Here is a 24,928-nt window from a genome sequence, read left to right as displayed (position 1 = left end):
CGTGTTGATTTATTTGCATTTTTTGTGTATCTTCAAACTGTTGGCGGCGGATGCTGCTACGCTGGAATACGCCCCAATATCCCCGAATTTGCCCCTCTACGACGACTCATTGCACACACAGCGCACACGAAAATGGCCTCCATCACCAAGCTCCCCTCCGGTGCATACCGGGTCCAGATCAGACGAAAGGGCCGCTACGCGAGCGAGACGTTCCTCCGCCGCGACGACGCCCATCGTTGGGCCCGCCAAGCGGAGACCCGGGTCGATCAGGGGCTGGCGCCGAACAAGTCGTCCGTTTCCCGCCTCCAGACCTTTGGCGACCTCATCGACCTTCATATAACCGATATGTGCGAGGTAGGGAAACCGCCGCGTCGCAGCAAGGCCGCCACGCTCACGACGCTCAAGCGCGATCTGGGCAAGGAGAAGATCGGACACCTCGACCGGCAGAAGCTGATCGACTACGGCAAGATGCGCGCGGAGCAAGGTGCGGGTCCGGTGACACTCGGGATCGACATCGGCGTGATCAAGATGATCATCACCCACGCTGCAGCCGTGCACGGGCTCGACATCTCTCCGGAACCCGTTGATCTGGCGCGCGTTGCGCTCAAGCGGCTTGGACTCATCGGCAAGGGTACGGAGCGGGATCGGCGCCCGCGCACGGATGAGTTGAACCGCCTCTTCAGCTGCTTCGATGATAACGAACGGCTCACCCTGCCGATGACACGCATCGTGAAGTTCGCGGTGGCCACGGCGATGCGGCTCGACGAGATTTGCCGCGTCGAATGGACCGATCTCGACGTCGACCGCCGGATGCTCCTGATCCGCGACCGAAAAGATCCGCGCAACAAGACCGGAAACGACCAGCGGATCCCACTCTTCGCCGTCACGGGGTTCGACGCCTGGGCGCTGGTCACCGAACAGGCAAAGGAACTCGGGCACGCAAGGGGCCGGATCTTTCCCTACAACTCGAAATCGGTCGGAACGGCCTTCCGGCGCGCCTGCGTCGAGGTCAGCGTGAAGGACCTGCATTTTCACGATCTACGCCATGAGGGCACAAGCCGCCTGTTCGAGGCCGGCTTCGCGATCGAACAGGTCTCGCTGGTCACCGGCCACAAGGATTGGAAAATGCTGCGCCGGTACACGCATATCCGCCCGGAAACGCTGCACCGGCTTGCCGCGTCGCGCGCCCCTTCCCGGCTCGAGACCCGCGCAGCCGAGTGATCCGAGAGTCAGAGGGGTGACGTCCCGGCCCGTGACGGGTTTGGAGGTCGAGAGAGAGGCTTTCGGCCGCCCGTCGCGGGAGAAAACCCATGAATACCGAGACTATCGATACCGGGCGTGATATGAGCGGCGGCTACAGGGTGGATGTGTCGCGCGGCACCAATGTGGACCGCGTGTCGTCCGAGTGGTTCTCGCGGCCGGATGACGAGCGGTATCTGTCACTCGACGATCTGTTCGCCTCGGTCAAGGGCCGTGCGGAGCGGAGCCGGACGCGCACGGTGGAGAGCGCCGCGATCCGGGTCGAGGCGCATCGCGACAACCCGGAGAAGCTGGGCATTGTCGTGCCAGGCACGGATGAACCCATCGCGCCGACCCATTGGTCCTTCGGCCAGCTCTCGAGCCTTGTCGGCGCGCCCGCGGCCTATCTGCGGCAACTGCCCGCGCCGCTGGCGGGGATCAACCTGCAATACGGTCTGACCAACCACCGCGCGGAGCAGATCAAGACCATGGAAGTCGCGAATGGCCGCACGGAACTGCGCGCCGTGACCGGCCCCGATTATGGCCGCATCTACGACCATGAACTGGTCTCCGCCGTGCAGCGCATCGCCGGCAACGGGACAGGCGACACGCGTTGGAAGGTCCCCGGCGTCCTCGACTGGTCCACCGGCATCTACAACCCGCGCGTGGACGTCACGAAGGAGACGACGACGCTCTACGCCTCGGACCGCGACGTTTTCCTGTTCCTCGTCGACGACCTCAACCCAATCGAGGCGGGGCTGCTGCCCGACGGCTCACCCGACCTCTATTTCCGGGGGTTCTACTGCTGGAATTCCGAGGTGGGTGCCAAAACGCTCGGCATCGCCAGCTTCTACCTCCGTGCCGTCTGCCAGAACCGTAACCTCTGGGGCGTCGAGGATTTCCAGGAGATCACCATCCGGCATTCGAAATACGCCGCCTCCCGGTTCGCACATGAGGCTGCTCCGGCGCTGAGCCGCTTCGCCGAGTCCTCGCCCGCGCCTTTCATCGACGGCATCCGCGCGGCGCGCGAGAAGATCGTCGCGCGGTCCGACGAGGACCGTCAGGATTTCCTGCGCAAGCGCGGTTTCTCGAAGGCGGAGACGGGGCGGATCGTCGAGACGGTGCTGGCCGAGGAAGGCCGCCCGCCCGAGAGCGTCTTCGACTTCGTGCAAGGGATCACGGCGGTGGCCCGGTTTAAGCCGCAGCAGGATGCGCGGCTGGTCATGGAGGGGAAGGCGAAGGCGTTGTTGGAGAAAGCCTAATTGCGCTGAATATAAATTGGGATCAACGCCCTATCGTGATAATCTCAAGCACTGAATGAAGATATCGAGGGGCGTCACAGCCCCTCGATCGTAAATTCCGGCGCGCCTTGCCAGACAAGCTTCCAGCTCGCGCCCGGACGGACATTCTGGATGATACCGGGATCGAAGGCGACGAAGCACCGCCCGCCCGGGTGGCGCACGGATGGGTAGATCAGTCCACGATGCCCCTCTGCCCTCAAGTCGGCGGCAAGGCGCTGCCCGGCCGGGTAGCCCCGCTCGGGGACCGAATCGAGCGCCGGATGCGCCTCTCCGTGCAGATCCGGGAAATCCCCGATAAAATCCGCCAGCAGTTCCACGTAGCGCGCCTCGTCCTCGTAGCGGCCGATGAAGCCCAATTCACGGGTCCGGTGAAATCCAACTTCCTGCGCGCTCGTCAGCATGTTCCAGGCGCAGTACCACGCACCGCGGTCGCCAGTGTTGAACCGGTTGCCCTTGGGCCTCGTGTAGGTGAATGCCGCGTTGATATGGCTCTGACCGTAAAGGGTCAGGTCATGCGACCGCCGCGCGAAGGCGAGTTCGCGGCGGTCGAGCGCGGGACTGCCCTGCGCTTCGGCGATCAGGCGGGCACTGGTCTCGCCTTCGATCTCGGCGAGAACCGCGGCCTCCTCGTCGCTGTCGACCAGCCCCCTCAGCACTGGGGGCTTGTGATGGGTCTCGGAAATCAGCCTGACAAGAGCACGGTCATTGACCGACGTGATCCTCAAACCCCGCCCCGCAGCGCATCAACATAGCCCCGCACGCGCAGGATCCTGGGCAATCCCCCTTCAATCATCGCGTCAACGGGCCGCGCGCCGTCGAATTCCGGACCCCGGTTGGGCAGCTTCACCCAGTCGCGCGAGATCGGCTCATTGAAATAGAGCTCGAGCGACTTGTAGAGGCCGATGAGCGCGGACAGGCGCAGCATCTGGTCGCGCGTCAGATCTCCGGCAAAATCAGGCTTCTTGGCCCGTTTCCAGGTGGATTCCGACATATCCGCCAGCGCCGCGGCCTCCCGCAAGGTGAGTGACCAAGCGTCCGCGATCCGCGTGAAGGCCTTGAGCGCGACCCCCTGCCGATCCGGCGCAGGACGTTCCAGAACAACGTTTTCCATGTGTTGGCGCTCCTTCCTAGTTTGATTGATAAGATAAGATCATATGGATTTCTTTGCAAGTCCATATGAGCTCTGTGCTGCCTCGAGAGTTAGAGGGGTGCCGGGTTTTCCGTGACGGGTTTGGAGGTCGGGAGAGAGGCTCCCGGCTGGCCTGTCGCGGAGATATCCCGATGACCAAGCAACAGAAAATCACCCTCAGCGCCTCGCGCGACATCCCCTTCAACAAGCTGATGCTCAGCCAGTCGAACGTGCGCCACGTCAAGGCCGGCGTGTGGATCGAGGAACTGGCCGAGGACATCGCGCGGCGGACGCTGCTCAGCTCGATCACCGTGCGGCCCGTGCTGGACGACAGTGGCGCCGAGACCGGCATGTACACGATCCCCGCCGGCGGGCGGCGGTTCCGGGCGCTCGAGCTGCTCGTGAAACAGAAGCGCATGAACAAGACAGCGCTGGTGCCCTGCATCGTGCGCACAGACGGGCTCGCCGAAGAGGACAGCCTGGCCGAGAACGTCCAGCGCGCGCCGTTGCATCCGCTCGACCAGTTCCGCGCCTTCCAGGCGATGCGCGAGAAAGGCCGCACCGAGGAGGAGATCGCCGCGGCCTTCTTCGTCTCGGCCAGCGTGGTCAAGCAGCGGCTGAAGCTGGCTGCCGTCGCGCCCTCGCTGCACGATGCCTATGCCGAAGAGGAAATGACGCTCGACCAGCTCATGGCCTTCACTGTCAATCCCGATCACGCACGGCAGGAGCAGGTCTGGGAGGCGCTGCAGCGGCACTATTCGCGGCAGCCCTACGAGATCCGCCGCATGCTGACCGAGGACGCGGTGCGGGCCTCGGACAAGCGGGCGCAGTTCGTGGGGCTCGACGATTACGTCGAGGCCGGGGGTGAGATCATGCGTGACCTGTTCCAGCAGGACGATGGCGGCTGGCTGCAGGATTCCGCCCTGCTCGACGTCATGGTGCGCGAGAAACTGGCCGAGGAGGCCGAGGCAGTCCGTGCCGAAGGCTGGAAATGGGTCGAGGTCGATACCGAGTTCCCCTACGGCCATACCTTCGGGATGCGCCGGGTTCATGGCGAAGCGGTGCCGATGAGCGACGAGGAGGCTGCCCGCTATCAGGCGCTGAAGGCCGAATACGACGCGCTTGAGGCGGAGCATGCGGAGGCCGACGAGCTGCCCGACGAGGTCGATACCCGGTTGGGCAAGATCGAGGAGGCGATGGAGGCGTTCGAGGCGCGTCCGATCCGGTTCGAGGCGGAAGACCTCGCGCTGGCTGGGGCCTTCGTCAGCATCGACAGTTCCGGGCGGTTGCGCGTCGAACGGGGCTATGTGCGGCAAGAGGATGAGCCGGTCGAGGAGGTGGAGGGCGCCGACGAGGTCGCACCGCAAGCGGCGCCGGTCGAGGACACCGACGATACCGTCACTTCCACCAAAGACGAGGAGGAAGAGGATGACGGCCTCAAGCCGCTTTCCGACCGCCTCGTCATGGAACTGACGGCCCATCGCACGCTGGCATTGCGGAATGCGCTGGCCCAGGACCCGCAGGTCGCCTTCCTCGCGGCGCTGCACGCGATGGTCCTGCGGCTCTTCTACCGCTACGCCGTCGACAGCTGCGTCGAGATCGAACCGCGCAACGCGGCCTTCGGATCGCAGGTGCCGGGCCTTGGCGACACGGCCTATGCGCAGGCCATCGACCAACGCCACGAGACCTGGGCGCGCAACCTGCCGAAAGCGCCCGAGGACCTCTGGGAGGCCCTGACCGAGTTCGACAGCTGCAGCCGCGAGGCGCTCTTCGCCCATTGCGTGGCGGTGACCGTCAATGCCGTCCACGACCCTTACCAGCGCCGACCGTGTGCCATCGTGCATGCGGATGTGCTGGCCGGGACCGTCGGGCTCGACATGGCCAAGGCGGGCTGGACGGCGACAGGCGACAGCTACCTCGGTCGGGTCACCAAGGCCCGCATCCTCGAGGCAGTTCGCGAAGCGAAGGGCGAGGACGCCGCTGACCGCATCGCGGGGCTGAAGAAGGCCGAGATGGTGACGGCAGCGGAGGACCTGCTCTCCGGCACCGGCTGGCTGCCGGACCCGCTGCGCACGCCGCCGTTGCCGGAAGAGGACGCGCCGGAGATCGAACTGGTCGACGATGCGGACAGCGCCGATGGAGAACCTTCGGACGACGATCCTGAAAGCGGCGAAGCGCAATCGGCGGAAAACGGCGGCGAACCGGCTATCGGAGATTCCGACCCCATGGAGGAAGATGATCCCGTCGCCGGTGACGCTTTCGCCCGGACAGCCGCCGAGTGACCTTCGAGCAGGTCAGAGCTCCTTCCCCCGAGTTCCGGCAACCGGGGTCCGCCAGAAATGGCGGGCCCCTTTTTCCATCCACGACAGGAGGCACAAAGCATGCACAGCCCCGCCGCCAACATCGCCCGCCGCCTGGCCGAGGATGCCGAGGCCGTCTGCCGTCACTACCTCACGAACGGGCGCAAACAGGGCCGCTACTGGATCGTAGGCGATGTGCAGAATACGCCGGGCCGCAGCCTCTACGTTCGGCTGACCGGTCCGAACTCCGGCCTTGGTGCGGCTGGCAAGTGGACCGATTCCGCAACCGGGCAGCACGGAGACCTTCTGGACCTGATCGCCCTGAACATGGGGATCACCACCCTGAGGGACACGCTGGACGAAGCGCGCAGGTTTCTCAGCCTGCCGCAGACGGACAGGCACCGCGCCAACAATCCGCCAGCCTCTCGCGGCTCACCCGAGGCCGCGCGGCGGCTCTGGGCCATGGGCCAGCCAATGTCGGGCACCTTGGCGGAACGCTATCTCGCAGGGCGCGGCCTCACCGGGCTGGGCCATCACGACAACTTCCGGTTTCACCCGAACTGCTTCTATTGGCGCGAGGATCACGCGCTGACAGACCCGCCCGAGAACTGGCCCGCCCTACTCGCCAAGGTGACGGACCTCGACGGACGGCTTACCGGCCTGCACCGCACCTGGCTTGACCCCGCCACTGCGGACAAGGCCCCGGTCATTCCACCGCGCAAGGCGATGGGCAATCTCCTCGGCCATGGTGTTCGCATCGGCAAACCGGTCAGCGTGCTGGCCGCAGGCGAAGGGCTGGAGACCATGCTCTCCCTGCATCTGGCCCTGCCGGAGTTGCCTGCGGTGGCGGCTCTGTCCGCCAATCATCTCGCAGCCCTGCAGCTACCCGCCGATCTTCGCCGCCTCTACATCGCCGTCGATGCCGACCCGGCAGGCCTGTCCACCGCGGACCAACTGGCGTATCGGGCCAGAGGGGCCGGGATCGACGCCGTCCATCTCTCCCCCTGTCTCGGCGATTTCAATGACGATCTGCGAGCATCTGGCCGCGACGCGTTGCGCGCGCATCTGCGTCCGCAACTGGCGCCCGAGGATGCCGTGACCTTCCACGACCACGCCATCGATTGATCGGAGTCAGCGCAGTCGGCCAGCGCCTCCGTGATCAGAGCCACGCCTTCCGGCCTTCCGAGAGCGGGCAAAACGGAGCAGAGCCCGGACGGGCCCGCAACGGCCATGGCCGTCCTCCGCTGCGCTCCGGTTCCACCCCATCGCGTGGGCGCAACGGGGACCCCTGAGAATGCAGACCCGTCCGGCCCCCGCTTTTCCGTTGCCCGGGAAGGCCGCGAGAGGCGCGGTCTTCGACAACCGGAGACGACATCATGACCGACACACATCTTCAAACCCGATCCTCCACCGCCGTTGTGCTCGAGGAACTGCAGCTCTACGGCTGGCGCCCCTTCACCGACGAGCCCGATCCCCGCCCCTTGCCGGAACCCGACGCCATTCGCACCGCCGTCGTCGACATTTTCGACGCGCTCGTCTCGACGCTGTCCGACACGCGCCTAGAGCCCGACCTTGAAGACCTGCTCTGGTCCACTACGAACCTGTTTCACCGTATGGCGACGCGGACTGGCCGGGATCTCGACAGCAACGAACAGGCACAAAAACGCGCGCAGCGCGAACAGGACGGATCCGAAGTCCGCTCGGTCGAACTGGAAACCCTGATCGCGGAGGGCATCACGCTGCTCGAACGGCGCAACGCCTACGAGGCCATGCGCGATCTCGCGGCAGATCTCTTCGAGACCCATCTCGGCCAGACCTGGCACCCAAGGGCCGGCAGCCATGTGAACCGCCGCACACTAACCGCCTCATTGATCGACAGTCGGGACCACCTGGCCGCAAAACGCCGCGCCGATCTGGAACCGCTCCTGCCGCAGGGCACGAAGATCGCCTTTAGCGGCGGGCTCGACTGCAACGATCACACGGCCATCTGGGCGGCCCTCGACCGCGTCCACGCGAAACACGCCGATATGGTCCTGCTGCACGGCGGCGCGCCACGCGGGGCCGAACGCATCGCCGCTGGCTGGGCCGACAACCGCAGCGTGACGCAGACCGTCTTCAAGCCCGACTGGACGCGGCATGGAAAGTCGGCGCCCTTCAAGCGCAACGATCAGTTGCTCGATACCCTGCCCATCGGCCTCATTGTCTTCCCGGGCTCCGGCATCACAGAAAATCTCGCCGACAAGGCCCGCGCGATGGGCATTCCCCTCTTCGACTTCCGGCCGAAAGCCGCCCCACCGGCATGACCGGATTTCCGCCGACGCACGCCCCGGACTCTCCCGGGGCGCGCCGTTTTCTGCTATGATCCGCCCGTGCCAGTGGAGGAGGTGGCGGCGCGATCCTTGTTCTCGAAAGGAGTGCCTCATGTTTTTCTCCACCCTCTTCACGCTGTTCGGCCTTGGTGCCCTCTGCTGGATCCTGTTCAACCTGGCTGTCTACGCCCTGCCCTTCGCGATCGGGCTGACGTCCGGCATGTATCTGTATGAAACGGGCCAAGGCGTTTTCCTGTCGATCATTGCGGGCCTCTTCATCGGCGGCTTCGTCGCCGCTCTCGGAGAATTCGCCTTTGACCGCATCCGTTGGGCCCCGCTCAAACTCGCCATCGGTCTGATCTACGCGGTCCCCGCGGGTATCGCCGGATTTCATGCGGCAAAGGGTCTTGCCGAATTCGGCAGCGCGGGCGCTGCGACCATCACCCTCCTGTCTTGGCTGGGCGCGCTCATTATCGGCTGTACAGCTTGGGCGCGGTCATCGGGCTGGTCCGAGGTCAACGCCATGTCAGACCCGCATCCGCACAGGTCTTTCGACGAACACTGAACGCCCTGTTAAGCTTGCGCCGGTGCGTGCCGTCAGCCACATCGTCAGCGTGCGCCGCAACCGATTGCTGAAAAAGGTCTCGATGCTCGCCGTCACCGCAGCGTTGCGGCTCGGCAGGACCAGCGGAGCAAAGCCAGATCGCCAAAACCCACATTGTAGCGCATGGCCCCGGTCGCGTATGCACTTGGATCGTCGGCAGACCGAACGACACGGCAGACAAACACAGACACGGCGAGAGGGGGCAATCCCGGAGTACCGAAGCACGTTCGGGACATGCACCGTTTCCGCCTGCACGCTAAAACCTGTCTTTGCACGACGTCCGCTGCCGGGGTCTTGCGCGATCCAGAGGTAGCCTGTCACCCCCTCTTCCATGGCATGACGCCACGCGTCCCTTGCGGGCCTCTCAGCGGCTGATCTGACCGGGATCGGCTGACGCCTCGACCGCCTTGAACGCAACAGCGCGTCCGGACTTTCTTCCCCTGGCGGACGCCATTCCTCGCGCGGCAAGAAAGACCGGCCTTGCCGTCCTCCGCTGGCGCTTCGGGCCACAGGGGCTGCGTCGGCGGATCGCCCCGGTCCTGACGATCGCCATCGAGGCCGCGAAGGGCGCGGGCTCGGACAAGCCAAAAGGAGATATGACATGGCCACCATCGGAACCTTCAAGAAGACCGGCAGCGAATACGTCGGCGAAATCGTCACCCTAAGCGTTCAGGCGAAAGCCGTCCGCATCGTCCCCGAGGACAGCACCCCGAACGACAACGCCCCCTCCCACCGCGTCTTTGTCGGCCGTGCCGAGATCGGCGCCGCCTGGTCCCAGCGCTCGACCGAGGGCCGCGACTACCTGAGCCTCAAGCTCGACGACCCGAGCTTCACGCAGCCAATCTACGCCAACCTCTTCGACGACACGGTGGTCGAAGGCGGCGAAGAGACCTTCAGCCTCATCTGGTCGCGCCCCAACACCCGCCGCAACGGCGACTGACAGCAGACCGCCCCGCCCGGGATCGCCGGGCGGGGTGCGCTTTGCTCTCGGTGGTTTGGCAACGAGCGGCTTGGAGTCACATTTGAAGCTGACAAGTCCGGACTCTCAATGCCCTGCTTGGATGCTGCGGTTGCAGCCCGCAAAGCCGACATTAGAGTTGCTACGCACTGGCGGGCGTAGGGCGAGTGTGCACTGTCCCTGGTACTTCTTGACTCCAACCTAACACATTCGACAATCTGTCGGTGCGTCCAGAGCATAAGGCAGCGCCGGACGCCTCGCTTCACGTCTGCCGATAAGAACCCGGCACCGGACCATTCCGGGGAAGGCCGAGACACCCTTGCACTGGAGAGCAAGATGCCATCCTCGAAAACGCCTATGGGCGAGCATGACCACCTGCTGGAGATCTACGAAACGGAAGTCGAGGTCGAATATCGCGGCGAGCGATACTGCGTCCGTGACAACGGCGCAGTCTATCGACTGAACGAATTCCGGAAACGCCCCCGTCCGCTTGACAAAACATGGACCTTCGGACGCCAAAACCTCACGACCGGCTATCACCTTCTGGCCGGTGTGCCGATCCACCGCATTGTTTGCAGCGCCTTCAACGGTCCGCCACCCTCTGATCATCATGTTGTCGATCACATCGACACCAACAGGGCGAATAACAGGCCCGAGAACCTACGCTGGCTCACTAGGCTTGAAAACGCACTCCTGAACGAAATCACCGCACGCCGCATTGAGCTGGCCTATGGTTCGATAGAAGCGTTTCTCGAAGATCCGTCCAGACCCATTAACGAAACGTCCTTTCCCGATATCTCATGGATGCGGACTGTGACCAAGGAAGAAGGTGCCAAAACCAAGTCTCGTTTCGAGGCGTGGGCGAAGAGCGGATCGGTCCCAAGCGGAGGCGCAATCGGCGAGTGGCTGTACGGCACCCGTGAGCGAGCGGACTTCGAGCCGGAGCCGGAAGAGTATGAAAGCCTGACACCATCGGCGATCCAAGTGAAGTGGAAGGTCCCGACCGAGTTTCCCGGATGCCCAGAGGCGGTCTCGGAAGATGGTTTGGAGCGATACGCTCAGAACCTCCGGTTCGGCGGGGTCTTCGCCCGGAACGATATCTACCAGAGCTTGGTCGTTCAGTGCGCCCTCGTCGAAGACGGGCTGGTAGTTCTTACCCGTGCTGCGGAAGCTGACGCGATCAAGGACTGGGCTGTCGCCATGATTACGATCCGTGGTGAGCTGTTCGTTCACCGCAGCGAGCATCAGTATTTCACGCTTCAGGGAGCGCTGAAGACCTTCTGCGAGCTGACCGGCGAGAGTTTGGAGGACAGCATCGACGACTATACGTGAAGGGCGCACCATGCATCTTGGTGTATTTGTCAGGCCAGCTCAAATGCCGGGCCGGCCGAAACCTGACCTTCGCCCTAGCTTCCAAATGCTGCAGCGCTACTCTCGTAAAGCTGTCATCGGATTGCTCCGTATCAAGGATGCCAGCGTTCGCCCACTGCCGCCTGCTCGTCTTCTCGACGGGCATCCCATTCATACCCTTCTGCAATGGATATAAGGCTTTCCGACAACCGGGGGTGGGAATTACCATATCTAGCTGCCAAGTCTCGATAACGCTCTGCAAGTCTGCGCTCTTGCTCTCCGCCATCATAGGGGCTGCGCGTGGTTACACCTCGTGCATTTCTGACCCCCATACCAAACCGTTCCCTTAGTCCAGCGTGTTCAGAGCGATCTAAAAAATCCAAGATGACGTCAGGCAACCAGTCATCCCATGGCCGTCTCCTCGCCATTCGTGCCAGCAAAGCCCCAAAATGGATTTCAGCTACTTCCTTGCGGTCAGCTTCCGCCGCAAGTCGAAGGGCGCTATCTGCCCATGTGGTGAATTCATCCGGAGACACTACGCCGTTCTCATCGCATCCGGGAACTCTTTTCCAACCCTCCAGAGAGTGATAGGCTAGCTCGGCAAGGAACTTGCGCCTCTCCGCCGATAGCTTTTCTCGCTCGGGTTCGTCCGCGCCATCGCGCCGATGATATTGCCAGCAGAGCAACTCAACAAAGAGATTTGGATCCCGAGAAAGCTGCCGGTGCAAAGCCAGCGTTCGCTCGTAATCTCGATGACCGTATGAGCACAGGAGCTTGACGAAGGGCAGTTCTAGATTGGCGATTTGGTCGTCGGAGATCGCTTCGTCTTCATCAAGGAGCTGAAACACCTCATCTAGGCTGTACGAACTTGGAAAAGGCCCATCCACTTCCTCGCCGCGAGCAACAGCTTGTAGGATATCCAGCCAACGGTTGGCTGGCAGCTTGTTCCTCCACAAAGAAACGGCTGAGAACGCTGATCTCGGTCGCTGATATTCAAGAAGCTTTGTAACGGCGTACTCCACTTCGTCGGGTGGCGTGTCATCCCAAATATGAATTGATGCCGAATTCCAAAATGCAGAAGCCACTTCTTCGCCCAAACTTTCTGCCACCTGCCAGCCAATTGAACGACCAGGAAGGTGTTCGGCAAATCTCAGACGCTCCACTTCACTGTTCAGAACCCCTTGGGCCTCTAGGCCAGCCACAACTGCGGCAAGGTCGATCCATCCTGCACTCCATAGCAGTTGCCGCAGAAAAGCATCGGATTGATCATTTGCATCGGTGCGCAGCGCAGCCGAGACCCAGTGGGTCGCAGTTTCCACTGCCGCATCTTGCGGGACCAAGACTTGAGCCACTAGTTCGGGTTGCTTCACGCTAAGCGCAAACGGAAGAACCGCTTGATCTCCCAATTGCTCCCTGATTTCATCGAGTGCGTTGCGGCGGCGCTCTTCGACAAGTGCGTTTCGCTCCTGCCATGACAAGCGCCCATTTCCTTCGTCTTCCACCAGCGCACGCCACTCGATGTGGGAATTTTCAAACAGCCAACGGTGGCGAGCAGTAGGAGACTGAGGGGACAAAGCCTCTTCCATGCGCCGAAGCGCGGCTGCCAACTGATCGTCCTCTTCACCTTCCTGATAAGCACGAAGAACATCGCGCCGACGAAGGTTGTGCCGAAGATCAGCTTTGTCCTCATCGGTTGCTGTGGCTGACCAGTTCTCGACTTCTATGACCACGCGAGACAGATCATCAGGATGAATACGTGTCGCAACTTCTAACAGCTGTTCAAGCTCCAACTTTTCAAATGGAGCCAAGTCGAGCATTAGGCGGCTGGCTTCGACCGCCGCTGCGCGGACATCCGCATCTGTCGGTGACGGCACTTCTGCATCCAGCGCTCGCCATTGCGGCCTCGCGGTGCGTGAAGCGAAATTTGGGCCACCTCCTGGAAGAAGAGAGATGCAGACGTCCAGCACAGCATGTCGAAACTGCGCGGACAAGCGCCGTAAGACAGCCATCCTTTCCGCAGCACTGAGAGCGGTGGCAGGCAGCCAAGCCCTGAACAGAGAACGGGCGGTTGATTTCGGCGAGTTTGACCAGTTGTCTTCCACCTCCAGACGGCGAAGGCCAAAAACAAGCTCTGCTACACGAGAAAAGTGGACAGGGTGCCAAGCCAAAAGTTCAAGCGCCCAAAGCAAATTGGTCCGCAAGCACTCACCACTCACCAAGCCTTCAGTGGTTCCCATGATGGCGCGTATGGCAGGTTCTGGCTCTCTAAGTTCAGCTTCAAGGCAATCAAGGAACGCAGACGGAGATGCCTCCGCCAATGTTCGTAGGTGCCCCCGAATAGAAAGCCAACGTTCTTGGTCAGCACCTTGTATCAGGGACCGAACGACTTGCGCCGCACGGTATGAAAGGTCAACTCCCAGCCTGTCACCGCAGATTTCTGCACCATGAACGGATAGAATGCACAAAGCGTCGCCGAGACCGGAAAGCAGGGCACCCGAAAAACTTCGTGCATGCCCCAAAACATTGGCCATGTGCCACTGATCTTGAGGTAGGTCTAAGGCGGGGTCTCTATCGCCCAGCAACTCCGGTAAGAGTTGAAAGAATCGGTCCAGATCGTCTCGATCTATGTAAGGACCTACGGCAAAAAGCGCGTCGATTTGAGATACAACGACATTCACATGCCCATAGCGCGCAATTGGTGCGTCGTTCAGAGCGAGCAGTTCGTCTCGAACTGGTGCTACTTCACCATCCCGAAAATCACCTAATAGCTGCAGAATTGTGCTGTCATCCAGGTTCTCGCGCTCGACCCACGAGCCTGCCAATGCAAACGGGAGAACACTTTTGGCTGCTGCACGATCTCTGACCCAACTTGGACGCCGAACTTCGGGATCGCCTGAGAGCTGACGCCGCAATACGGGAACAGAATGGCCGACCTTGATAGCGAGGATATCCGCGTCATCGCGCGACAGCCCCATGCTCTCAAGTTCACTGCGAAAGGTTTCTGAGGGTACGTGGGAAAGCAGCAGCGCCTCCTGGACGTCTAGGCGACCCTTCGGATAGGCGCGGACAATAGTCAAATTCCGTCGATCACCGAAGTCCAGCTCCTCCCCATCTTCGACATCCGCGACGACAATAAGGTGGTTTGCGCTGGTAGGAATTCTGACATCGCGAGATGTGGCAATAACTGTCGTATCAAGAAGATCGAGGGCATTGGCCTCGATCATTGTCGCAACGACAAATGCGACGGCCTCCCCTCTATCGTCAGCTTGAACCGGGACTATTTGCTCTCGGTCGCGCAGCTTCCGCAACAACACGCTCTGCTCGTTGTGCCTTCTAGAAGAAACGAGTTTGATGGACAATGGCGGCACCGAAGCTGTCGCCCAGCTATTCCACCATTCGTGAGGTGTCTTCAGCCCAGGCCAGGCGACACCCAGCTTTTCACCCAACCAGCGGGCCGTGGCAGGCGCTTCTTCCAGCCAAGTTTCAAGGTCTATGGCGTCGAATGCCTCAACGGTCGCCCAAGCGCCTTCACCACGTCGCTCTTCAAGCCAGTCTTCTTTTCCGTTCCACCTCCTCGGCGTCACGAAGACGAATGCACTATTCTCGCGCTGGTCTTGCGGCGTTTCTTCAGTTCTCTTTCGATAATCACCCTCGGCTTTACTTCGAGGGTCTACATTGCAACCCATTTCCCATACGCTTCGGCCTTCCGGCACCCAGACTGTTCCGGCTTCACATTCCACTTGACCGTCAAGCCCAGGCAAATCGACCGCCTCGTTTCCGGGAAAGCGCATTGAGACAAGGGATTCCGTGGTCTCCCTAATCAGTCGACGAACAAGTATCGGTAGGTGGTTACGACATTCGTGACGGTCGGCCCATTGGCGTATTGCAGTTTCATCAACCGGCATAGTGACCTCATTGGGCTTAGGACTCTGTTCAACCCAGAGTAAGCGTTTGAGTTGATTTGGTTCAATGCGTCCGGTGAGAGTAAAGTCTGCTTTGTGGGGGTGCGAATGAAAATCTCGCGCTTGCAGCTAATGACCGCTCTCCGCCCCTGCCCGAAGAGATTGCGAATCTTCAAGCCTCCGCCTATATGACTAAGTCATACCGTGGAGTCCAGCATGACTGTCAAGACAACCCTCAGCTTCACCGACCGCCACCATCGGTTCCTGACCGACAAGGTGGGCCAAGGCGTCTTCGCCTCGCAAAGCGCGGCTGTGGCGGCGGCGCTGGAGCAGATGATGCGTGACGAAGAAGAGCGCGAGCTGGCCCTTGGCGCTATGGCCGAGGAGATCCGGGCGCGGCTCGACACGCCGCGCGCCGATTATGTCGCGGCCGAGGACGCCTTTGCCGCCGCGCGGGCCCGGCTGCAGGCTGCGCGCGGGGCGTGAGCTATCACATCCGGTTCCATCCTGCGGTCGCGGATGATCTGGACGCGATCACGCGCTGGCTGATCGACTATGCCGGCCCGCAATCCGCCGCGCGCCGACTGGACGAGATCGAGGCCACCATCGCCAGCCTCGCGGACCTGCCACACAAGGGCAGCCGCCGGGACGAGATCGCCCCCGGCCTGCGCGCCATTCCAGCAGGCCGCAAGGCCGTTATCGCCTTCACCGTCGACGATGATGCCCGCGAGGTGCATATCCACGCCGTGACCTATGCCGGGGCCGACTGGATCACGCGCAGCAAGTCGCGTGGGCGCTAGCAGGATGGCACGCAAACCTGTCCACAAATGGGCTTTCAAACCCGGCATACGCGCAAGCGCGTTCGGATGGCGCGGCTCCGCCAAGGCAATCGAGCGGTTGAAATCGGCCAGCGCGGAAATCCGGGCCGTCAATCGCGCGGATCCTGTCACGGCGGCGGACGGCGTGGTCGCATTGGCCGCGCGGATCTGGCCCGCGTTTGAGCATATCGATACGTCGTCGGGCGCACTTGGCAACGCCTTGCGCCGCACACTTGACGACCTTGTGCCGATCCTGATCGCCGCACCTGCCGATGAAAAGACCCGCGCAAAATGGCTGGAACAGCTGCGCACGGCAATCGAAGACGATGGCGTCGACTACCTCGCCCCAATCTCGGAGCGGTTTGGCGAGATCGCCGTGTATCCCGCGCTCATGACCTTTCATGCCGACAGGGATCTCGCCCTGATCCATCGGGCATGGTCGGATTGGGAGCGGTATTCTCATGTCGGCACCGCGACGCTCACGCTGTCCTGCCTGCTCGAGGCCGGACGGTATGACGAACTGCTAGCGCTCCTCGCGGTCAAGAAGACCCGGCTGTGGTTCGATGACAAGTTCGGGGCAGAAGCCTTGCTTCGACAGGGCCGCGAGGATGACGCGCTCGCCTATGCCGAGGCGCTGCTGCAGGCGGACCGCCAGACATGGGGCCATCACGACATCTGCCGCTTTTGCGAGGCGATCCTTATGCGCCAGGGCAAGGCGGACGAGGCCTATCGCCGTTTCGGTCTGCCCGCTGCCAACGGGAACACATGGTTGGCGATGTGGCGCGATCTGGTCAAACGCTACCCTGACCGGGATGCCCGTGCATTACTGGAAGACCTCATCACGCTCCACGGTCGCAAGGGCAAATGGTTCGCCGCGGCCAAGACCGCGACGTATTTCGACATCGCCCTCGACTGCGCGGCCGATCACGAGGCGGCCCCGGCGACGCTCATCCGGGCCGCCCGCGACTTCGCCATCAAGGAACCGGCCTTCTCCGCCGAAGTCGCTCTGCATGCCATCAGGCATCTTCTGGCGGGCCGTGGCTATGAACCCAGCCCGTTCGACATCGACGAAGCGGTCGATCACCTGATGACCGCCAGCACACGCATCGACCGGCGGGGCTGGGCCATCGCGGCGCTTCAGCGACTGATGGAGACCACGCCCGGCGATGATCTGATGCAGCGCCGCCTTGGCCAGAAGATGACCGAACTCAGTGCTGAATAGCGGATTGATCGCAATAGAAGACCATCCTGCCCGGCGCACTGGGTTCGACCAATGCCCTGCTCTGAGCTTGCACGTTTCGACCCAACAGCTGACTGCCCGGGCGAACGATCACGATCATCGGGAACGCACATCGCCTTCGGCGCGTTCTTCGATCAGCTTCGCCGGTGCCACATCCAGATGCGCCGCGACCCGCTGTAGAGTTTGCAACGTGACATTCTGCTGGCCGCGTTCCATGGCGCTGACATGGGCACGGTCGACATCCATCGCCGCCGCCAACGCGGCCTGTGTCAGCCCACGCAATTGGCGGTAGTGCTTGAGATTCCTTGCAAAAACAACGCGGATGTCCATCCGCGAGTAAAGAACCTATCGCGTATTTTGGTGCGACGTATTATAATGCTCATCTGCAGTTTGAATGACCGCAATCCGACCTTGCACATGCAATCTGATGTGCTGTTATGAGCCTTAACGCCCAACGGCGAGGGGGAATCATGTCTGCCACCGGCACCACGCCGATCGCTGATCTCGCACCACAAAGCGATGAGCTGACCGATTACGACCACGCGCATATGACGCTGTACTTGCGCCTGTTTGATGCCGCTGAAAGCGGTGCCAGCCTGCATGAAGTCAGTGAGATTCTTTTCGGTATAGATGCCGCCGAAGAACCAGAGCGTGCCAAAAAGATGTACGACAGCCACCTCGCCCGCGCTCGTTGGATGACGGAGCACGGCTATCGCAAGCTGCTTGAGGGCGGTAACGGCTGAACTTCGCCTTATCCGTAAGACATCGGCGAACACCCGCGCAGGTTGCGCAGGGCAACCGTTCCTGCCGTCGTTTTGACGCGTCACCAAGCTATACTCATTGTCCATCGAAACAGCTGACGCGGAGCTTCGCCATGACCAAAGATTGGCAAGACGAAGCGGCTTACAAGCATTTCGACAGTCTCGACCTGTCCGGGCTGGCCTGGGAATGCTTGCGCCGCAATTCCGACTATCGCGCCAATTACCCGCGAATGCGGGATGGATTGAAATCACCGGCTGCATGGGGGTTACGATTTCCCGGTTGATCCGGACATCGACGCACCCAAAGCACCCGTGTTCTGGAAGCCATCAATCGCCCCGGCAGCGGTCGGGTATGCTGTGCCGGTCCCCGGCGGCGACACCGCCGCGCCGCATATCGATGCAGATGATCTGACCGTCATCGGAACGCAGGACGGCTTGATGTATGTGCGCCTCGCAACGGGCGCGTTGCTCGTGCTGGATGCCAAGAACCTGCACCGGCCCCTCGGCATCCTGGTACCGCTGGACGAGCATTGGACAGCGCGGATCAATTCGCTCGAGGCGCTCCGCGCGCAACTGCTGCATCACAAACGATCCCCTCCGCCCCTGACGGCGCAGCAGCGACGGCGCATCCAGCTTGCACTGCGCACGCTCGACGCGCGCCGGGACCGTGCCAGCTACCAGACAATTGCACCGCATTTGTTCGGCGCCGAGGCTGTGTCGCGCGAGCATTGGAAGACCAGCTCCCTGAAAGCCCAGATCACCCGACTGTCGGCTCATGGAACGCATCTGACCACCAAAGGCTATCGCTTTCTCCTGCTCGGCAAAGGACCAACGGGGCGGTCCAAGCCGCGCAAGTGATCACCGCGCAACCCCCGAAATTCGAAGCCTCATCACTCCCTGATCCTGTTGGCCTTTGGGGGTGACGTTTTCACGCCGCGATCTTCGTCATCCCTCCCTTGGGTTCTTCTCCGTTTTGATGACCTCCGATAGCCCGCGACGCGCCGTCGCGAGGCCTAGCCACCGGAGATGCTAAAATGCCCGACCCAAATGAAGGACTCCCGCCCCGCTACCTCAGAACCCCGGAAGCCGCCCGTTTTCTCGGCCTGTCTGGCCGTACGCTGGAAAAGCACCGGACCTACGGGACAGGCCCGCGGTACTCGAAAATCGGCGGGCGTGTCGTCTACGCGGTCGACGATCTGCAGGCCTGGGTCACACGGGGCGAGAAGACCTCTACCTCGGACGAAACCGAAGACCGCGTCCTACCCGCCAAACGCCATGCCGCCGTTTCGCCAGCCTATCTGCGGCGGGGGCGCTGAGCCGATGCAAACATTTGTCCACCTCACCTGGATCGAAGGGCGCATCGAGCGCTGGATCCGTTTCGGTCGGAAGGCCGAGGAAACTATCCTGATGCGCACGGAAAAGCGCGTGGCCTTCGCCCCCGGCGCAATCTTCGCGCTCGTCCGCTGGTCGTCGAACGAGTACGGCACTGTTGAAAGCCGGATCGATATTCTGCGCGCCGTCGGTGCGGGCGAGCCCTGCTCGACGGTGCCCAGTGTCACGCCCGGTGGCGAGCTTTTGCTGCGCCTCTCCGGTTGGCCCAAGGTCGAGGCGGCCCTGCGGTCCGTCGATATCGTGGAAAGCTATGGCATCGCGCCGGAAGAGGTCTGCCCCGATCATTGGCGGCACGTGCACAACCGCCTGACCGCGGCAATGGAGCCCCGTCCCTACACTCCTGCCCGGCACGTGGCCTGGCTCAAGCGTCGCGTGGTGACGACATGAGCGCGGCGGCCCCTCCCCTCCTCGCGGCCGGTTTGTCCCTCGGCTTGCTTGCAGCCGCACAGATCGACCACGCGCCCTGGCTGGTCTGGAACGCTTCAGCAAGCGTGCCGATCGGCCTCTACCTCGTTCGAGCGTCAAACCCGCCATCGCTGGGCGATCTCTTTGCCGTGCGCCTGCCGGAAGACCTGTCATCCTGGGTGGTTGAGCGCGGCTATGTCGGTGCGGATACCTTGCTGTTGAAACGCGTCACAGCCATCTCTGGCATGACCGTCTGTCGCGACGGTCTCGATATCACCCTCGACGGCAGAGTAGTTGCCGAGGCAGCATCGGCTGACCAACAGGGCCGCCCGCTTCCCAGTTGGACGGGATGTGTCACGCTCGGCTCGGACGAGGTTTTCTTGCTCGTGGTCGGTGTCGCAGACAGCCTTGATGGACGCTATTTCGGCCCTTTGTCAGCGGACACGATCCTCGGGCGTGCCATCCCTCTTTGGACATTTGGAGGGGCGGAAGATGCGTCGTCTTGAACCCGGGCAGAGCCGTCGGCACGCGGGCGTCACGACCGCGATTGTGCTGATCCTCTGCATGCCGATCACCGTAGCACCGTCCGCCGTGATCGCTCAGCACCGCAGTGTTCCAGCATCTGAGCAGCAACCCATCGACATCCATATCGCAGACGCCGCGCGCAGGTTCGGCATCCCGCAGCTCTGGATCCGTGCCGTCATGGAGGTCGAGAGTGCGGGCAATCCACGCGCGGTCAGCCACGCAGGCGCCATGGGGCTTATGCAGATCATGCCCGGCACCTGGGCCGAATTGCGCGCAGCTTATGGGTTTGGCGATGACCCCTTCGATCCACGCGACAACATCCTGGCCGGTACCGCCTATGTACGGCAGATGTACGACCGGTTCGGGTCACCCGGCTTTCTCGCTGCCTACAATGCCGGGCCTGCGCGCTACCAAGAGCACCTTGATACCGGTCGCGCATTGCCGCTTGAAACCCGCAATTACCTCGCCATCCTTGCGCCACTCATCGCCGACGGGACCAACGTCGCGCAGGCAGTCAGCCGCCCGCACAGGATGCAGGACTGGCGCGACGTCCCGCTGTTCGCGGCAATGGCCGAGGAGGGTCAGACCCCCGGCGATGACGGCCAACGGATTGCGTCTGACGCGTCTCAGAACGGCATCTTCGTGCCTCTCAGCCAGGGGCGAACACAATGATCTGCGGAATCGCCCCATGGCGAGGTCTGGAATGCCCGGGCGCAAGAATGTGCCGGAGAGGGTCGACGCGCAGGGTCTCAACAGAAAGAGCGCGAGATAAAAGAGGTGCCGCAAGCGGACCTCAAGCTGTTGTTTCTCTGCGAGGATTTGCGCCGCACATTCAAGCTGCATGCCGCAGGACTTCATCTAAAATTCTGATTTTTCTATATTCTTTGTGCGGCAGCATGTTCTGCGAGCGGGTGCGGCCATGACCGGGCGCGAAAATGACCTGCGCATCCGCCCCGGGCGTATCCGCGACAGCGGCAGGACCTCGAAGCAACCCACCCGTTTCGTCAACGAGGTGATGCGAGCTGCGCGGAAATCCGGACATACCGGCTACCGTATCGGCGCGGGCAGCACGCGCTCCGGCAACACCTCTTTCGGGCGCGGACGGTTTGCCCGGACGGCCAAAGGCCTGACTCGCACCTCCCGGCGGGTCGTAGTGAAGGCCCGCGTCGTGCGCCACCAGGGCAAGCGCTTTCGCTCAGCGCCCATGGCCAAGCATCTCGGCTACTTGCAGCGCGATGGCGTCGGTCAGGACGGGCGCGACGCCGACTTGTTCGGGTCTGACCGCGATGATCTCGACCGAGGCGGCTTTGCGGCGCGCTGCGAAGACGACCGGCATCACTTCCGGTTCATCGTCTCGCCGGAGGACGCGGGCGACTTGGAGGACCTGCGCGCCTTCACCCGGGATCTGATGGCCCGCGCGGAGCGGGATCTCGGAACCGGATTGGACTGGGTCGCCGTCGATCACTGGAACACCGACAATCCGCATATCCACATTTTGGTGCGTGGAAAGGCCGACGATGGCCGCGATCTCGTCATCTCGCGTGACTACATCAGCCGGGGGCTTCGAGCGCGCGCGGAAGACCTCGTGCAACTGGAGCTGGGCCCCCGCAGCGAACGGGAGATTTCCCAAGCGCTCGAAACGCAGGTCACAGCGGAACGCTGGACTGATCTGGACCGGGGCCTACGATCCCTGGCGGATGATTATGCCGGAATCGCCGACCTGCGGCGCGGCACGCCGGGACCCCGCGATCCGCAGCTGCGCCGCTTGATGATCGGGCGTGCCCAGACATTGGAGGGGCTCGGACTCGCCGAACAAATCGCCCCCGCCGTCTGGGAGTTGAAACCGGATGCCGAAGACACTCTGCGCGAGCTCGGGATGCGCGGCGACATCATCAAACGGATGCACCGGGCCATGGGTGCCGAGCACCACCGCGCGGCGGGTGATTTCGCAATCGAAGGCACGCCCACCGCCCCGATCCTCGGGCGGCTCGTGGAACGCGGCTTTCATGATGACCACGCCGGGACCGGCTACGCGATCATCGACGGTGTTGACGGTCGCGTTCATCACCTGCGCTTCCGGGATCTCGATGCGACCGGCGACACGCCGCAAGGTGGCATCGTCGAAACCCGGCTCTGGACAGGGAAGACGGACGGGACACCGCAACTGTCTCTCGTCGGTCGTTCCGATCTGTCGCTGGCCGCCCAGATCGAGGCCGAGGGCGCGACCTGGCTCGACCGCCTGCATCTTGCCCGAGACCGCGCACCGCTGAGCGGTGCCGGATTTGGCGCAGAGGTTCGCCAGGCATTGGAACGCCGCTCGGACCACCTTGTCGCCGAAGGCCTCGCCCGACGGCAAGGTCAGCGGGTCACCTTTGCCCGCGATCTGCTGGCCACCCTGCGCAACCGCGAACTGGACGCCATTGCTCAAGACCTCAACACACAAACCGGCCTCCCCCGTTACAAGCCGACCGAGGGCGAACCCGTCACAGGGACGTTCCGGCAACGCCTCGATCTCGCCTCGGGCCGCTTCGCCATGATCGACGATGGTCTCGGCTTCTCGCTCGTACCCTGGACACCGCAACTCGAACGCCATCTCGGCCAGACCGTCACGGGCACGATGACGCCCGGCGGCGGGATCGATTGGAGCCTCGGGCGCAAGCGCGGGCTGAGCCTCTGAGCAGAAAGGACATCACCATGAGCCGTCAGGACACGTCATCGGCCACCAAGATCCTCTGGGGCCAGATCCTTATCGTCAGTATCGTAGCGCTGCTCTTCGTCTGGGCAGCGACGCAATGGGTCGCGTTTCGTCTCGGGTTCCAACCCCAGCTTGGCGCGCCTCTGACCGCCCTCTTCGGCCTGCCGATCTACCGCCCGTGGCAGGTCTTCACCTGGTGGTACTGGTACGACGCCTACGCGCCCCGCGTCTTCATGGAGGGAGCCGCAATCGCCGGCGCGGGCGGGATCGGCGCCATTGCCGTCGCGATCTTGCTGTCGGTCCTGCGGGCGCGCGAGGCGAGCGACGTGACGACCTATGGCTCGGCCAGATGGGCGGGCACCAAAGATATCACCGACGCCGGGCTGTTCGCAGACGACGGGGTCATGCTGGGCCGTCTCGACAAGCGCTACCTCCGGCATGACGGACCGGAACATGTGCTGTGCTTCGCGCCCACCCGCTCTGGCAAAGGCGTCGGCCTCGTGATCCCAAGCCTGCTGACCTGGCCCGGGTCCGCGATTGTCCACGACATCAAGGGCGAAAACTGGCAGCTGACGTCCGGATGGCGGGCGCGGTTCGGGCGTGTCCTGCTCTTCGACCCGACCAATGCAGCCAGCGCAGCCTACAATCCGCTGCTCGAGGTTCGCCGCGGGGAGCGCGAGGTGCGGGACGTGCAAAACATCGCCGACATCCTCGTCGATCCCGAAGGCCAGCTCGAGCGGCGGAACCATTGGGAGAAGACCAGCCACTCCCTTCTGGTCGGCGCGATCCTGCATGTCCTCTATGCCGAGAAGGACAAGACACTGGCAGGCGTCGCCGCCTTCCTGTCAGATCCTCGGCGTCCCATCGCCGCCACACTGACTGCAATGATGCGGACTGCCCATCTCGGAGATCGCCCGCATCCTGTTGTTGCCCAAGCCGCGCGCGAGCTGCTGAACAAGTCCGAGAACGAACGCTCCGGTGTTCTCTCCACCGCCATGTCCTTCCTCAGTCTCTACCGCGACCCCGTGATCGCCGCCGTGACCCGGCGCTGCGACTGGCGGATCGACGATCTGGTCTCAGATGCGCGGCCGCTCACCCTCTACCTCGTGGTGCCGCCATCGGACATTTCCCGCACGAAACCGCTGGTCCGGCTGATCCTCAACCAGATCGGCCGCCGCCTGACGGAAGAGTTGCACAACACCAACCGCAAGCACCGCCTTCTGTTCATGCTCGACGAGTTCCCCGCCCTCGGCCGTCTCGACTTCTTCGAATCCCAGCTCGCCTTCATGGCGGGCTACGGTCTCAAGGCCTTCCTGATCGCCCAGTCGCTGAACCAGATCGAAAAGGCCTATGGCCAGAACAACGCCATCCTGGACAACTGCCATGTCCGCGTCGCTTTCGCGACCAATGACGAGCGCACGGCGAAGCGCCTGTCCGACGCCCTCGGCACCACGACCGAACTGCGCGCGATGAAGAACTATGCCGGGCACCGCCTGTCGCCCTGGCTCGGGCATCTGATGGTCTCGCGCCAGGAAACCGCCCGGGCCTTGCTTACCCCCGGTGAGATCATGCAGCTTCCACCCGATGACGAAATCATCCTCGTATCAGGTGCATCCCCGATCCGGGCGCAGAAAGTCCGCTACTTCCGCGACGCGCAGCTGAAGGCGAGAATCCAAAAGCCGCCTATCGTAGAAGTATTTGTACCTTTCAGCCCTGCGGGATCCGATGATTGGAGCAGTCTTCAACCGATCACACCGCCTCAGGAAGCTGATACGAACAAGCCGGCTGACGAGGCGGAAGGCGGCATCCGACGAGAGCCTGAAATCCCAGAACATGAGGATGTGGCGCCCGAACTGCCGTTCCCGCGCGAGGAATTCGCGGCCCTCGAAGACGAACCTGACGACGAGACCCAACGCGCCCGCGCCATGCAAACCCGCTTCCGCTCCGTCGCGCATCAAGCGGCCCTCGATCCGGACGACGGCATCGAACTGTGAGGTGAC

24 protein-coding genes are annotated in these 24,928 nt (G+C 62.7%); 20 read left to right on the top strand and 4 right to left on the bottom strand.

Annotated elements, in window-relative coordinates; genetic code table 11:
- Positions 1 to 132: 132 nt before the first annotated feature.
- Together FIV09_RS08920 and FIV09_RS08915 are read left to right on the top strand one after the other, a co-directional pair.
- On the top strand, positions 133 to 1,221 hold the full coding sequence (locus FIV09_RS08920) for a site-specific integrase (RefSeq protein WP_152449609.1): 1,089 nt from the start codon (positions 133 to 135) through the stop codon (positions 1,219 to 1,221).
- A gap of 89 nt (positions 1,222 to 1,310) precedes the next feature.
- Positions 1,311 to 2,501: a DUF932 domain-containing protein gene (locus tag FIV09_RS08915; RefSeq protein ID WP_152449608.1), complete on the top strand. Its 1,191-nt coding sequence runs from the start codon at positions 1,311 to 1,313 to the stop codon at positions 2,499 to 2,501.
- Positions 2,502 to 2,575: 74 nt separating this feature from the next.
- Here FIV09_RS08915 and FIV09_RS08910 read toward each other — a convergent pair whose 3' ends face one another.
- Together FIV09_RS08910 and FIV09_RS08905 are read right to left on the bottom strand one after the other, a co-directional pair.
- Positions 2,576 to 3,265 (bottom strand): RES family NAD+ phosphorylase, encoded by a 690-nt coding sequence (locus tag FIV09_RS08910; protein ID WP_152449607.1) that lies wholly within the window; start codon positions 3,263 to 3,265, stop codon positions 2,576 to 2,578.
- A complete protein-coding gene (locus FIV09_RS08905; RefSeq protein ID WP_152449606.1) occupies positions 3,262 to 3,651 on the bottom strand; it encodes an antitoxin Xre-like helix-turn-helix domain-containing protein in 390 nt (129 codons plus the stop codon). The genes FIV09_RS08910 and FIV09_RS08905 overlap by 4 nt, the downstream gene beginning before the upstream one ends.
- A 170-nt stretch (positions 3,652 to 3,821) precedes the next feature.
- On the opposite strand from FIV09_RS08905, the gene FIV09_RS08900 reads away from it, so the two are divergent.
- From FIV09_RS08900 to FIV09_RS08875, 6 genes are all read left to right on the top strand, one after another.
- Positions 3,822 to 5,951, top strand: coding sequence for a ParB/RepB/Spo0J family partition protein (locus FIV09_RS08900; RefSeq protein ID WP_152449605.1), 2,130 nt, complete (start codon positions 3,822 to 3,824; stop codon positions 5,949 to 5,951).
- A gap of 99 nt (positions 5,952 to 6,050) precedes the next feature.
- Positions 6,051 to 7,094 (top strand): toprim domain-containing protein, encoded by a 1,044-nt coding sequence (locus FIV09_RS08895; RefSeq protein ID WP_152449604.1) that lies wholly within the window; start codon positions 6,051 to 6,053, stop codon positions 7,092 to 7,094.
- 251 nt (positions 7,095 to 7,345) lie between these two features.
- Entirely contained in the window at positions 7,346 to 8,272 is a 927-nt protein-coding gene (locus tag FIV09_RS08890; RefSeq protein WP_152449603.1) for a DUF2493 domain-containing protein, read from the top strand.
- Positions 8,273 to 8,390: 118 nt separating this feature from the next.
- A complete protein-coding gene (locus tag FIV09_RS08885; RefSeq protein WP_216646969.1) occupies positions 8,391 to 8,843 on the top strand; it encodes a hypothetical protein in 453 nt (150 codons plus the stop codon).
- Between the two features lie 640 nt (positions 8,844 to 9,483).
- Positions 9,484 to 9,822 (top strand): DUF736 domain-containing protein, encoded by a 339-nt coding sequence (locus tag FIV09_RS08880; protein ID WP_152449602.1) that lies wholly within the window; start codon positions 9,484 to 9,486, stop codon positions 9,820 to 9,822.
- Between the two features lie 354 nt (positions 9,823 to 10,176).
- Complete coding sequence (locus FIV09_RS08875; RefSeq protein ID WP_152449601.1) at positions 10,177 to 11,172, top strand: HNH endonuclease signature motif containing protein; 996 nt, start codon at positions 10,177 to 10,179, stop codon at positions 11,170 to 11,172.
- A gap of 131 nt (positions 11,173 to 11,303) precedes the next feature.
- On the opposite strand, the gene FIV09_RS08870 is transcribed toward FIV09_RS08875, so the two are convergent.
- Positions 11,304 to 15,095 (bottom strand): hypothetical protein, encoded by a 3,792-nt coding sequence (locus tag FIV09_RS08870; RefSeq protein ID WP_254702460.1) that lies wholly within the window; start codon positions 15,093 to 15,095, stop codon positions 11,304 to 11,306.
- Between the two features lie 213 nt (positions 15,096 to 15,308).
- Between FIV09_RS08870 and FIV09_RS08865 the strand changes: the two genes are divergently transcribed.
- Genes FIV09_RS08865 through FIV09_RS08855 form a run of 3 tightly spaced genes read left to right on the top strand, consistent with a single transcriptional unit; the run spans position 15,309 to position 17,132 of the window.
- Positions 15,309 to 15,578 (top strand): hypothetical protein, encoded by a 270-nt coding sequence (locus FIV09_RS08865; RefSeq protein ID WP_233128121.1) that lies wholly within the window; start codon positions 15,309 to 15,311, stop codon positions 15,576 to 15,578.
- Complete coding sequence (locus tag FIV09_RS08860) at positions 15,575 to 15,892, top strand: type II toxin-antitoxin system RelE/ParE family toxin (RefSeq protein ID WP_076978350.1); 318 nt, start codon at positions 15,575 to 15,577, stop codon at positions 15,890 to 15,892. Before FIV09_RS08865 ends, FIV09_RS08860 begins: the two co-directional genes overlap by 4 nt.
- A 4-nt stretch (positions 15,893 to 15,896) precedes the next feature.
- A complete protein-coding gene (locus FIV09_RS08855) occupies positions 15,897 to 17,132 on the top strand; it encodes a hypothetical protein (RefSeq protein WP_152449600.1) in 1,236 nt (411 codons plus the stop codon).
- Between the two features lie 114 nt (positions 17,133 to 17,246).
- Here the strand turns inward: FIV09_RS08855 and FIV09_RS08850 are convergent, their stop codons facing one another.
- On the bottom strand, positions 17,247 to 17,480 hold the full coding sequence (locus tag FIV09_RS08850) for a helix-turn-helix domain-containing protein (RefSeq protein ID WP_152449599.1): 234 nt from the start codon (positions 17,478 to 17,480) through the stop codon (positions 17,247 to 17,249).
- A gap of 140 nt (positions 17,481 to 17,620) precedes the next feature.
- On the opposite strand from FIV09_RS08850, the gene FIV09_RS08845 reads away from it, so the two are divergent.
- From FIV09_RS08845 to FIV09_RS08810, 9 genes are all read left to right on the top strand, one after another.
- Entirely contained in the window at positions 17,621 to 17,893 is a 273-nt protein-coding gene (locus tag FIV09_RS08845; protein WP_152449598.1) for a DNA -binding domain-containing protein, read from the top strand.
- Positions 17,894 to 18,024: 131 nt separating this feature from the next.
- Positions 18,025 to 18,195, top strand: a complete 171-nt coding sequence (locus FIV09_RS20360) for a transcriptional regulator domain-containing protein (protein WP_157802032.1) — start codon at positions 18,025 to 18,027, stop codon at positions 18,193 to 18,195.
- A 154-nt stretch (positions 18,196 to 18,349) separates the two neighbouring features.
- Complete coding sequence (locus FIV09_RS08840) at positions 18,350 to 18,769, top strand: DUF2285 domain-containing protein (RefSeq protein WP_152449597.1); 420 nt, start codon at positions 18,350 to 18,352, stop codon at positions 18,767 to 18,769.
- Positions 18,770 to 18,945: 176 nt separating this feature from the next.
- A complete protein-coding gene (locus FIV09_RS08835; protein WP_021100692.1) occupies positions 18,946 to 19,227 on the top strand; it encodes an AlpA family transcriptional regulator in 282 nt (93 codons plus the stop codon).
- A 4-nt stretch (positions 19,228 to 19,231) separates the two neighbouring features.
- Entirely contained in the window at positions 19,232 to 19,690 is a 459-nt protein-coding gene (locus FIV09_RS08830; RefSeq protein ID WP_152449596.1) for a DUF2840 domain-containing protein, read from the top strand.
- Complete coding sequence (locus FIV09_RS08825) at positions 19,687 to 20,214, top strand: S26 family signal peptidase (RefSeq protein WP_152449595.1); 528 nt, start codon at positions 19,687 to 19,689, stop codon at positions 20,212 to 20,214. Before FIV09_RS08830 ends, FIV09_RS08825 begins: the two co-directional genes overlap by 4 nt.
- Positions 20,201 to 20,905 carry a lytic transglycosylase domain-containing protein gene (locus FIV09_RS08820; protein ID WP_172975664.1) on the top strand — a complete coding sequence of 235 codons (705 nt, stop codon included), beginning with the start codon at positions 20,201 to 20,203 and terminating at the stop codon, positions 20,903 to 20,905. The genes FIV09_RS08825 and FIV09_RS08820 overlap by 14 nt, the downstream gene beginning before the upstream one ends.
- A 247-nt stretch (positions 20,906 to 21,152) precedes the next feature.
- Positions 21,153 to 22,910 carry a DUF3363 domain-containing protein gene (locus tag FIV09_RS08815; protein WP_152449594.1) on the top strand — a complete coding sequence of 586 codons (1,758 nt, stop codon included), beginning with the start codon at positions 21,153 to 21,155 and terminating at the stop codon, positions 22,908 to 22,910.
- Between the two features lie 17 nt (positions 22,911 to 22,927).
- Positions 22,928 to 24,922 carry a conjugal transfer protein TraG gene (locus FIV09_RS08810; protein ID WP_152449593.1) on the top strand — a complete coding sequence of 665 codons (1,995 nt, stop codon included), beginning with the start codon at positions 22,928 to 22,930 and terminating at the stop codon, positions 24,920 to 24,922.
- The last annotated feature ends 6 nt before the right edge of the window (positions 24,923 to 24,928 follow it).

It is taken from the genome of Roseivivax sp. THAF197b (assembly GCF_009363255.1).
Lineage (GTDB): Bacteria > Pseudomonadota > Alphaproteobacteria > Rhodobacterales > Rhodobacteraceae > Roseivivax.
This window is presented reverse-complemented; position numbering and strand designations above follow the sequence as displayed.